Annotated in this window: 10 protein-coding genes; 7 read left to right on the plus strand and 3 right to left on the minus strand. The window is 61.6% G+C overall.

What is annotated here, in order from left to right; all coding sequences use genetic code 11:
• Positions 1 to 215: 215 nt before the first annotated feature.
• From SB822_RS18395 to SB822_RS18405, 3 genes are all read right to left on the minus strand, one after another.
• Complete coding sequence (locus SB822_RS18395) at positions 216 to 452, minus strand: tautomerase family protein (protein ID WP_007580254.1); 237 nt, start codon at positions 450 to 452, stop codon at positions 216 to 218.
• Between the two features lie 67 nt (positions 453 to 519).
• Complete coding sequence (locus tag SB822_RS18400; protein WP_079487256.1) at positions 520 to 1,230, minus strand: SDR family NAD(P)-dependent oxidoreductase; 711 nt, start codon at positions 1,228 to 1,230, stop codon at positions 520 to 522.
• Between the two features lie 1,154 nt (positions 1,231 to 2,384).
• Positions 2,385 to 3,395 (minus strand): TIGR03571 family LLM class oxidoreductase, encoded by a 1,011-nt coding sequence (locus SB822_RS18405; RefSeq protein ID WP_410855336.1) that lies wholly within the window; start codon positions 3,393 to 3,395, stop codon positions 2,385 to 2,387.
• Between the two features lie 263 nt (positions 3,396 to 3,658).
• On the opposite strand from SB822_RS18405, the gene SB822_RS18410 reads away from it, so the two are divergent.
• The 7 genes from SB822_RS18410 (at position 3,659) to SB822_RS18440 (ending at position 11,503) form a co-directional block, all read left to right on the plus strand.
• Positions 3,659 to 3,973, plus strand: a complete 315-nt coding sequence (locus tag SB822_RS18410; RefSeq protein ID WP_007584137.1) for a DUF485 domain-containing protein — start codon at positions 3,659 to 3,661, stop codon at positions 3,971 to 3,973.
• Complete coding sequence (locus SB822_RS18415) at positions 3,970 to 5,643, plus strand: cation acetate symporter (protein WP_086919228.1); 1,674 nt, start codon at positions 3,970 to 3,972, stop codon at positions 5,641 to 5,643. The genes SB822_RS18410 and SB822_RS18415 overlap by 4 nt, the downstream gene beginning before the upstream one ends.
• Before the next feature lie 29 nt (positions 5,644 to 5,672).
• Positions 5,673 to 6,281 (plus strand): cytochrome b, encoded by a 609-nt coding sequence (locus SB822_RS18420; protein WP_410855337.1) that lies wholly within the window; start codon positions 5,673 to 5,675, stop codon positions 6,279 to 6,281.
• A 3-nt stretch (positions 6,282 to 6,284) separates the two neighbouring features.
• Entirely contained in the window at positions 6,285 to 7,271 is a 987-nt protein-coding gene (locus tag SB822_RS18425; protein WP_410855338.1) for an NAD(P)H-dependent flavin oxidoreductase, read from the plus strand.
• 700 nt (positions 7,272 to 7,971) lie between these two features.
• A complete protein-coding gene (locus SB822_RS18430; protein WP_410855339.1) occupies positions 7,972 to 9,291 on the plus strand; it encodes an MFS transporter in 1,320 nt (439 codons plus the stop codon).
• Positions 9,292 to 9,337: 46 nt separating this feature from the next.
• The gene (locus SB822_RS18435) at positions 9,338 to 10,297 is read left to right on the plus strand and encodes a dihydrodipicolinate synthase family protein (RefSeq protein WP_410855340.1); all 960 of its coding nucleotides are present in this window, start codon (positions 9,338 to 9,340) and stop codon (positions 10,295 to 10,297) included.
• Positions 10,298 to 10,390: 93 nt separating this feature from the next.
• Positions 10,391 to 11,503 carry a LacI family DNA-binding transcriptional regulator gene (locus SB822_RS18440; protein WP_410855341.1) on the plus strand — a complete coding sequence of 371 codons (1,113 nt, stop codon included), beginning with the start codon at positions 10,391 to 10,393 and terminating at the stop codon, positions 11,501 to 11,503.
• Positions 11,504 to 11,546: the final 43 nt, after the last annotated feature.

Raw genomic sequence — 11,546 nt, forward strand, 5'->3', positions numbered from 1 at the left:
TAGGTGCCGCCCCGCACAGGGGCGACGCTTGAAGCACGAAGGCATAACGCGGATGCCAGCGCAAAGGCAAACACACCGACCGGCAACACCTGAAGCACGAAGGCATAACGCCGGTGCCAGCAAAAAAACAAAAACCCGACTGGCAACGCCCGCCCCGCAAAGCCAAAAAAACCAAACCGCCCGCGCCGCCAAGGCGCCCAAGCGGATCCCCACACTCAGTCCTTCTTCTCGGCTTTCAGCCGACGATACTCGTCAACCGGCAACCCACCCCATCCCCAGTTTTCCTTCTCGACCTCCTGAATAACGACGAAGGTTGCTTCCAGCGGCTTGTTCAGCACCTTCAGCAGCAACTCGCTCGTTCCCTTGATGAGTTGCGCCTTCTCTTCCGGCGTTACTGCGCTCGTGCCGGGCGTATTTCCCTCGCGCGTAACCTGAATAGTCACGATAGGCATCAGAATCTCCGTAATGTCGTGTGGGACAGGCGCCGTTGCCGGCGCCTCACCGTGCTTCGTGGCGTGCTTAGTGGCCTGCGCTCTGGCCGCCGTCGACGTGCAGGATCTCGCCCGTGACGAACGACGCGGAATCGAGATACAGCACTGCATTGACGATGTCGCTCATCTCGCCCATGTGGCCGACGGGATGCAGCGAACCCAGTGCTTCGTGGGTTTCCGGCGCGTGCATCGGCGACTTGATGATGCCGGGCGACACAGCGTTCGCGCGGATGCCCGACTTTGCGTATTCGATCGCGAGCGACTTCGTTGCGGCGTTCAGGCCGCCCTTGGTCAGCGACGCGAGAACCGACGGCACGCCCGAGATTGCGTGATCGACGAGGCTCGTCGAGATCTGCAGGACGTGGCCGCTCTTGTTCTTTTCCATCTCGGCGATGGCGAGCTGCGTGATGTGGAAGAAGCCGTTCACATTCACATTCAGCACGGCGGCGTAGTCTTCGGCCGTGTATTGCGTGAACGGCTTGGCGATGAAGATGCCTGCGTTGTTGATCAGCGTGTCGATGCGGCCGAAGCGTGCAATCGCTTCCGAAACGGCGCGTTGCGCGACTGCGCGGTCACCGATGTCGCCGGCGATCGCCACGACGTTTGCATCGTCCGACGGCTTGATCGAGCGCGCGACAGCGACGACGCGATAACCGTGCTCACGGAAGCCCTTGACGATCTCGGCGCCAATGCCTTGCGATGCACCTGTGACGATTGCGACTTTTTGCGAATTGCTCATGATGGACCTCGAAGAGTTGTTCGGCTTTGTGTCGGAATTGACAGTGCCGTTAGGTCGTAAATCTAGGCTTCCTCGGCGTTGTTGCGAACACCCGGGTTGGACAAACTGTTGTGATTGGGAGGAATAAGTGGGGGTTTTTTGTCTGCGACGCGGGGTGGTTGGTATGCGTTTGCGCTGGCATGCGCGTGTTGCCTTCGTGCTTCAGGCGTTTGCCGTTTGGTGTTTTGGTCTTTTCGCTGGCATCCGCGTTATGCCTTCGTGCTTCAAGCGTCGCCCCTGTGCGGGGCGGCACCTACTTTTCTTTGCCGCCGCAAAGAAAAGTAGGCAAAAGAAAGCGGCTCACACCGCCAGTTCTAGTTCTTGCCTGAGGGCCCCCAAAGGGTCTTACGCTTCACACGGCAATCACGTGACCCATGTTCGTTGCCAACGCTCTTGCGGTGCGCCTCACCCGCTTCACGCACCCGAGTTGCCGCACGCCGTCTCAGATATTCCACCGCCGCCCAGGTGGCAAACTGTGTGTAGGTCGTAGTGCCTCGCACGCCTCACTCCGGACCGATAGCGCATGCATTCCACCCTGTAAGAGCGCCACCCTATACGACGCGGCAACCTACACACAGTTTGCCACCTGGGCGGCACATACCATTCGCTGCTGCTTGCCCGAGTACGGGTATTCGAAGCGGGTGAGGCGTTCGTTCGAAGCGTTGGCAACGAGCACCAACCAGGGCACTGCCGTGTGAAGCGTGGGACCGTTGGGGGCCCTCAGGCAAAAACTAGAACGGCGGTGTGAGCCGCTTTCTTTTGCCTACTTTTCTTTGCGGCGGCAAAGAAAAGTAGGTGCCGCCCCGCACAGGGGCGACGCATGAAGCACGAAGGCATAACGCGGATGCCAGCGAAAAGGCAAACAACCAAACCGCATGCGCAGCAAATCCCGCCTCGCGGACGCCAGCGAAGCAGGCACAAAAAAACCGACACACTGCCTGTGGTACTGCACACCAAATGAAACTGACTGTTGCGAGCTTGATCATTCACGCTGATCGACCGTGCCAACGCAGTCAAAAACGGCGACGCCCATGCCTAAAAAGCCGCGCCGGGCAAGCCGGACACGGCGTCATACGCGAACGATCAGCCCATCGAACCAGGGCCAGAAACCCGCACTACTCGTTAGGCGCAAACCCCGGAAGCACGTCCTCATGCAATTCATCAAGTATCTGCCGATAATCCCGCGGCGTCACACGAGGGTTCAACGCGACGTGCGACACCCCATGCTCCCGCGCCAGATCGAGGTAATCCCGCAGCGCGCGACTTCCAATCGCAAAACCGCCACCGATCCGCTTGAACGGATAATCCCGCCGCGGATGCAGGTACAAAAACCCACCAAACGCGAGCGGTTTCGCATCGCCATCGGGGTTCGTCTGACGATTCGTTTCTCTCCACTCATCGGCGAACGATTGCAACCGCGCAGGTTCTGGCACGAACCCAAGGTATCCATCCATATTGCCCGCGATCCAGCCGAGCGTCTGCTGCGAGCGTCCGACCGCGATAGTCGGCACTCTCCCGAACACAGGCTTCGGCAGCATGGTCAGCGAGCCATCTCCGCGTCCAAAACGCTCCGATTTGAAGCGCGGAAAGTTCTGCTCGCTCACGCTGCGATAAACCCCATACGCATCGCGGAAACGCTCACCGCGACTTTCAAAGTCGATGCCAAACACGGGATATTCGGAAGGCCGATCACCCGACGACATCCCTATCACGATGCGTCCGCCCGTCAGCCTGTCGAGCGAATTGACCTGCTTGGCGAGCATGAGCGGCTCGCGCATCGGCAGCACGATGCCTGTCGTGCCGAGCGTGATGCGCTCGGTCGCGGTGGCGAGGTGCCCGATGTAGATCAGCGGCTCGAAGATCTGCCCGGAATCGCCGTATTGCGGATCGTAGAACGGGATATCGCGCGCCCACAACGCGGCCACGCCGGCTTGTTCGGCACGTTGCGCCATCTGCAGATGGTCGGCCATTGACGGATGAGGCGACGCGGCGTGCGTTTCGAGCGGCAGGATCAGCCCGACGGTGAGCGCGTCGCGCCGGAAGACGCGGTCGTAACCGCGATGACCCTGCAAAGGGAACGGAGTGCGCTCGACTTGCGTTTCGGGAAAAGCGATTGGCATGTCCATGATGTTTTCCTCCAGTGACGTCAGCTTACGGACATGCGTCGACGGGAAAAACACAGCGCCGCTAACAACACTTGATACACGGCGTCAATAGAGATGGACAGCAGGCAAGCGCGTGAAAAACTTCGTTTCACTCACGATGATGGTACGCATCATCAATCATCATTTTACTTGATCGATCGCCACTCCTATCGTTGAGGAAAACAGAAGAGCGTGTCGGGTAGCCCTCGAATGCGCCTACTTCGAAACGAAATACAGGAGACATCGTGGTCCAAACGACTGCACTTCACAACGTCCGGTTGTCGCCGGCGTTCGTACGACTCGTCGCGCGTAGGCGCAGGCTCGTCATATTGCTCACGCTCGGTACCTTGCTGCCTTACTACGCTTTCGTGCTGATAGCAGGCTTCGCGCCGAAAGTGCTCGCGTTGAAGCTGTTTCCCGGCAGTGTCATGACGATCAGCTGGCCGTTGGGCGTCGCGCTGATCGTCGGCACGTGGATACTGACGGGCATCTATATTCGCCGCGCAAACGGCGAGTTCGACGAGTTGACCGCTCAGGTCCTGGCGGGAGACGCGCAATGAAACGATGCGTCAAACTCATCGGCGGCGTGCTGGCCGCTTTCATCGCCTGTGACGCAATGGCAGCAGCGGAAGTGCTCGAAAAAGTACAGAAGCAGCCGCTCAACACGACGGCCATCGTCATGTTCCTCGCGTTCGTCGTTGCGACGCTCGGCATCACGTTTTGGGCCGCGTCGAAGACGAAGTCGATGAAGGACTTCTACAACGCGGGCGGCGGCATTTCCGGTTTTCAGAACGGCCTCGCGCTGGCGGGCGACTATATGTCGGCGGCCGCACTGCTCGGTGTGACGAGCATGATCTTCTTCAACGGCTACGACGGCATGCTCTACGCGGTGAGCTTCTTCGTCGCGTGGCCGTTGCTGATGTTCCTGTTTGCGGAGCGCATCAGAAATCTGGGGCAGGTCACGATCGCCGACATCGCATCGTTCAGACTCGACCAGCAGAGAATACGCACGCTGATGGCATTCGGCTCGCTGACGGTGGTGTGCTTCTATCTCGTCGTGCAGATGGTGGGCGCGGGTCAACTGATCCAGTTGCTGTTCGGGCTTCAATACAACTATGCCGTCGTCGTGGTCGGCGCGCTGATGGCGGTGTATGTGACCTTCGGCGGTATGGTTGCGACAACGTGGGTGCAGATCATCAAGGCCGTACTCATGCTGTTCGGCGCAACGCTGCTTGCGGTTCTCGCGTTGAGCAAGTTCGGTTTTTCGATCGACGACATGTTCGCTCAAGCGATCGCCACACATAAGAGCGGCGCCGGCATCATGCTGCCGAGCAAGCTCGTCGCCGATCCGTTTGCGATGCTGTCGCTGTCGGTGGGACTGGTGTTCGGCACGTCGGGGCTGCCGCATATCCTGATGCGCTTCTTCACGGTGCCGGATGCAAAGGCGGCGCGCAAGTCCGTGTTCGTCGCGACGGGCTTTATCGGGTACTTCTTCCTGATCGTCATGGTGCTCGGCACAGCCGCGATTGTGATCGTGGGCCGCAATCCGTCGTTCTACGAGGGCGGCGTGATCGGGGGCAAGCTGATCGGCGGCGGCAACATGCCCGTCATGCATCTGGCGAAGGCAATGGGCGGAGACCTCGTGCTGGGCTTCCTGTCCGCCGTCGCCTTTGCAACGATCCTCGCTGTCGTGGCGGGACTCACGATGGCAGGCACATCGGCTATCTCGCACGATCTGTACGCGATGGTGATCAAGCGCAATCGCGCCGATCAAGCGAAGGAAAAGCGTGTATCGAGAATCGCATCGATTGCGATCGCGTGCGTGGCAATCCTGCTCGGCATCGTGTTCAAGGATCAGAACGTCGCGTTCCTCGTGGCGCTGACATTCAGCGTGGCCGCGTCGGTCAATTTTCCGATCCTCACGCTCGCGATCTACTGGAAAGGCTTGACGACGCGCGGCGCGCTGATGGGCGGCATTGCGGGGCTCGTGAGTGCAGTGGGTCTGGTCGTGCTGTCGCCCGCCGTGTGGGTCAAGGTACTCGGACACGCGACGCCGATCTTCCCGTACGACTACCCCGCAATCATTTCGATGACGATCGCCTTCTTCTTCACATGGATCGGATCGGTCACCGATCAGGGCGCGCGAGCGGCGAACGAACGCGAGCAATTCGACGATCAATTCGTTCGCGCACAGACGGGCATCGGTTCGTCGCGCGCCGCCAGTCATTAGAGAACTGCTGCAATCGATAGGGAATAAAAATGTCGAACTCGCCTATGTCATCCACGCACGATATTCAAGCGCACGGCACGCACACGCAGGACCGCTTCCAGTGGCGCGATACCGGTCTGGGTTTTTCGCCCGTCACGATCGCGCTGCACTGGATCGTAGCGGCGCTGGTGCTCGCGATCATCGGAATCGAGATTGCGCTTGTTGCGTCGCCCAATGTCGAGCTAGCGAAGGTTCTGAATCTGCTCGGCACGATCCTGTTTCCGATCTCGGCCTATCGGTTCTGGGCGCGCGTGACGTCGTGGCATCCGCTGCCGCTCGGCACGCCGAATCCTGTCGAGGTGATCGTGAGCCGGTCGGTTGCGACTGCGCTGGCGCTGGCGATGGTGCTGCTGCCTGTCGCCGCGTGGCTGGCGAAATCGGCGGCTGGCCAGCTTGTCGAAGTGCCCGGCGGATGGATCATTCCGTCGCCGATGCATCCAAACGCGCAGGCCGCGCAGGTCTTCGATGTTCTTTTCAAGATCGGCGCAACGCCGTTTGTGCTTGGCCTGGCGCTGCATATCTTCGGTGCCTGCAAGAATCATTTCGTGTTGAAGAACGATGCGTTGAAACGCATGCTTGGCAAACGCGTGGAGCTTTGAATCATGAGCACAACAGGTTTTGAGTTTGGTGGAAACGCCGTCACGAAGCTTTGCGGCGTCAGATATCCGATCTTCCTCGCCGGGATGGCCGCGATCTCCGGTCCAAAGCTCGTTGCGGCCGTCGCCAATGCGGGCGGGATGGGAACGGTGGGCGGTTTGCGTTTGCCGCCGCTCGCGTTGCGGCGCTGGATCCGGGAAACGAAAGAACTGACTGACAAGCCGTTCGGCGTCAATCTCGTTCCTTCGTTTGGTGGCCCGGATGTATTCGAGGCGCAGTTTCAGGTCGTGTTGCAGGAAAAGCCCAGGATGCTGTCGCTGTTCTATGCGGAGAACTATCCGCACATGATCTCCCGCGCAAAAGACGCGGGAATGGTGGTCATGGTCCAGGTCGGTTCCGTCGAACTCGCGCGCAAGGCTATCGCGCAGGGCGCCGATATCATCACTGCGCAAGGCAGCGAGAGTGGCGGGCATCTGAACCGCGGCACGATTGGACTGCTTTCGCTACTGCCGTCGCTTATCTCTGCGGCGGGCGGGCGACCTGTGCTCGCGGCAGGCGGGATCACGAATCGCGACGACGTCCGCACGGTGATGAACATGGGCGCGGGCGGCGTGCTCTGCGGCACGGCGTTCGTTGCGTGTGACGAGTCGAATGCGCATCCGCTTTACAAGCAGAAGATCGTGGATGCGACGGTCGATGACACCGAATACCGTACCGGCTATTCGTTCGGCTGGAAATACGGCACGCCGCACCGGGTCATTCCGAATCGCGACAAGTGGAATTTGTTGCGGCATATCGGCGGCGGCGCGCGCGTGATCGACAAGCCGAGAATGGCGCAGAAGCTGTCGTTGTATGCGGGGCAGGGTGTCGGGAAGATCGACCGTGTGGTGTCGGCGGCGGCGCGTGTTGAGGAGCTTGTGAAGGGGTTTGCTGACGAGGGCGAGCGGGATGCGGTTGAACGGCGCGAGGGGGTTAGGTTGCGCTATGCGTAGGATGGGGTGATTCGACGGCCGGGCATTGAGGTCGGCTCGTCGTGTGCGGGGCGGGAGGCGCTGATTGCGGCCAATCATTGCCGCTCGCCCATCGCACAGAACTGTCTAGAACGGCTGGTCCACATCCGAAACACGCCCGATACCCAAGGCGAGCATCTCGGCCTTAGCCGACATTGATTGGGCTGGGCCAGGTTCGACGTCAGCAATGTGGCGGATTGCCGACGGCATCGCGCAAGCGGACAACGGCTTGCCGCATCAGCGAACTCACACTGGCGACCCACATTGGTCTTGGCACTCCGCGTCCCGTAGATGGCACATCCGGTGGAGCAAACGGCCCTATCTCTTCCGGCCGGTTGCCGACTTCAAGCACTAGCAGCTTCGTCAATGTGGTCGGTGTTAACCCGCTAAAACCCCTCCGGCGCTTGCAATCCCTTCCGGTACGACCCAAAATGTAAGCGCTAACACGATATTTTCAGCGCGCTATTAGCGAATGGACGGGCTGAGACTCACGACAGCGCGTCAAAATGTAAGCGCTAACATAAAATGAGGAAACGGATCGAGCGCTCAGCGCAATGCGCCGTGGCGCGCAGACCTCTATCCCAATGCGCGCCGAAGTGGACGCGCAATTCCAGGCTGCCCGACAGCGTATCGGCGCGGCCCGACGCAACTCAATCGGACACATGAAGCGGAGACAACGATCATGAGCGCAACCCCTGACCACGAGCAGGCCCCACCGAAAATTCGCCGGGCCCAGATCGTGGCGCTGACGCTGTTGATGGTCAGCGGCATCGTCAACTATCTGGACCGTGGCACGCTCGCCGTCGCCAACCCGCTGATCCGACATGACCTCGGCTTGTCGCTGGGTCAGATGGGGCTGCTGCTCTCCGCGTTCTCCTGGAGCTATGCGCTATTTCAGTTGCCGGTGGGCGGTCTCGTCGATCGCATTGGGCCGCGCAAGCTGCTCGGCATCGGCCTGATCGTCTGGTCGCTCGCGCAGGCCGCCGGCGGCTTCGTCTCGACCTTCGGCTGGTTCATCCTTGCGCGGATCGTGCTCGGCATCGGCGAGGCGCCGCAGTTTCCGTCGGCGGCGCGCGTCGTCAGCAACTGGTTTCCACTGCGCGCCCGCGGCAAGCCGACGGGCATCTTCAACTCGGCTTCCCCGCTCGGCACAGCGCTCGCGCCGCTCTGCCTGTCAATCCTCGTCGTGAATTTCCACTGGCGCTGGGCGTTCATCGTGACGGGCATCGTCGGCCTGTTTGTGGCGGTCGTATGGCTTGCGGTGTATCGCGATCCCGTGAAGGCCACGATGACCGAAGAAGAGCGCCGTTATCTCGAAGGTGACGAGGCGGATCGCAAGCCTGCGCCGTCGCTCACCTTCGCTGAATGGCGTTCGCTGTTTTCGCATGGCACCACCTGGGGCATGCTGATCGGCTTTTTCGGCTCGGTCTACCTCAACTGGGTGTACCTGACGTGGCTGCCGGGCTACCTGACGATGGAACGCCACATGAGCCTGATGCACACGGGCGTCGCGGCATCGATCCCATTCTTCTGCGGCTTTCTTGGCTCGCTCACGGCCGGGTGGTTCTCGGATCTCATGACGAGCCGCAGCACGAATCCCGTGGGGAGCCGCCGCAACGCGGTGGTGATCGCGATGCTCGGCATGGTCGCGTTCACGATTCCGGCGGCGCTGGTCGAGAGCAATACGATTGCGATCGCATGCATCTCGGTGGTGATCTTCCTGGCAAACGCCGCTTCAGCCAGTTCCTGGGCGCTGGCGACGGCCGCCGCGCCACCCAACCGCGTCGGCTCGCTCGGCGCGATCCAGAATTTCGGCGGCTTCCTGGGCGGCGCCCTTGCCCCGATCCTGACGGGCTACATCGCGCAGAACTGGTCCTTTGTGCCCGCGCTGCTGACAGCGGCAGGCATCGCGTTCGTCGGCGCGATGAGCTATGTGCTGTTCGTACGCAAGCCGATCGAGGATAAGCCCGCACACGTCGAAGCCATTCGAGCGCAGGCGTGACGAGATCGCACGCCGGGCTCCATTCAATCCATTCAGAGAGAAAACCATGACGAGCGCCACGCATTCCTCCACTTCAATCGAAGGCATCGTTCCCGTGATGCTGACACCGTTCGACGCTTCCGGCATGATCGACTACGCCGGCCTCGAACGTCTGATCGAGTGGTACATCGCGCACGGCTCGGACGCGCTCTTTGCCGTCGCGCAGTCGAGCGAGATGCAGTTTCTGAGCCTCGCCGAGCGCGGTGAACTGGGCCGGTTCGTCGTAGAGAAGGTGGCGGGCCGCATTCCCGTCGTGGTCTCCGGTCACATCAGCGACGACCCCGATGCGCAGGCGGAAGAACTCGGTGTCGCCGCATCGACGGGCGCGCAAGGCATCGTGCTCGTGACGAACCGGCTCGATCCGAAGCACGAGGGAACGGAGATCTTCACGGCCAATCTCAAGCGGCTTCTCAAGCGCCTGCCGCCCGACATTCCGCTTGGCCTTTACGAGTGCCCGGCGCCGTATCGGCGGCTCCTCTCCGACGATGAACTGAAGATGTGCATCGACACGGGCCGCTTCATCATGCTGAAGGACGTGAGTTGCGATCTCCAGACCGTCAAGCGGCGCGTCGCGATGGCGCAGGGTTCACCGCTGAAGGTCCTGAACGCCAACGCGGCGATCGCGTGGGACGCGATGAAGGCCGGCTCGGCAGGCTTCAACGGTGTGTTCACGAACTTTCACCCGGACCTCTATAAGTGGCTGCGCAACGATGCAGCACAGGACCCGGCACTCGCGCAGGAACTGTCGACGTTTCTCGTGCTCGCCGCCGTTTCGGAAGCGCTTGGCTATCCGGCGCTCGCGAAGATTTACCATCAGCGCATCGGCACGTTTGACTCGATTCGCTGCCGCGTGATCGACTACGACGTTCGCGAACGCTTCTGGGCGCTCGATGCGGTGCTCGACAAGATCGTCGCCGGCACCGAGGATTTCCGCTCGCGCATCGCCGCGCTCGGCGCGCCCGCATGAGCATGAGCGTGCGCGTGCCCGGCGAAACGCCGCGACGGTATGATGACGGCGCTTGCTGCGTCCGCCCTCGTCCAACCGTCACTGCCTGATCCGATGCCTCGCTCCCCTGACTCTCCCGCGCCCGCTGCCGACAAGGCCCTGGCCCGCACGCCAACGAGCCGCGCCCGCCGCAATACAGGGCGCACGGTGCTCTCGGATGTCGCGAAGCTCGCGGGGGTATCGACGGCGACCGTGTCGCGCGTTTATAACGAGCCGGACAAAGTCTCGGCCAACGTGCGTGAGCGCGTCGAGCACGCCGCGCTCACGCTCAACTGGTTTCCGAATGCGGCGGGACGCGCGCTCGCGTCGACGCGCAGCCATATCGCCGGCATCATCATTCCGACCCTCGACGATCAGGTGTTCGCCTCGCAGGTGAGCGGCATGCAGGCGGCATTCGCGGCGCGCGGCATCACGCTCGTGCTCGGCTGCTCGAACTACGACCCCGCGCAGGCGATCGTGCAGGTGCGCGCGATGCTCGCGCGCGGCGTCGAGGCGATGGCTATAGTTGGCGAGGCGCATCCGGCCGAACTGTTCGATGCATTGCGGCTCTATCGGGTGCCTTATGCCGTCACGTATGCGTATCGCGAGGGCAGCCCGCACGACTGCATCGGCTTCGACAATCACGCGGCCTACGTTGAAATAACGGAACATCTGATTGGCCTCGGCCACCGCTCGTTCGCGGTCTGCATCCAGCCGACTCGCGACAACGACCGGGTCCAGGCGCGCGTCGCAGGCATTCGCTCGGCGCTCGAACGACACGGCCTCGCCGTCAGGCCGGAGCACATGTTCGAAGGCGAATCGACGATCGGATTCGGGCGGCGCAGCTTGCGCTCGCTCTGGCAATCGGCGGGCGAGCACCCGACCGCGATCATCTGCGGCAACGACCACATTGCGTTGGGCGTGCTGCGCGAGGCGGAGGACCTGGGGATCGCCATTCCAGGCGAATTGTCCGTAACGGGCTTCGACGATCTCGCGATCGCGAAAGAGATGCGCCCCGCACTCACGACCATGCGGGTCGACACCGCCGAGATTGGAAGGCTTGCGGCGCAACACCTCCTCGACGCACTCGATGGCAAGCGCGTTCAGCATGGACATGAGGTGCGTGCGCAATTACAGGTTCGCGAGTCCACGGGGTCATGCCCGAGCCAGGTTTCGCGGCGATCCTGATAGCGCGTGCGGACCCGAAGGTCCGCTTCCTGGCTGGAACAGC

The organism is Paraburkholderia sp. SIMBA_054, from assembly GCF_046534875.1.
In the GTDB taxonomy this organism is placed as follows: domain Bacteria; phylum Pseudomonadota; class Gammaproteobacteria; order Burkholderiales; family Burkholderiaceae; genus Paraburkholderia; species Paraburkholderia hospita.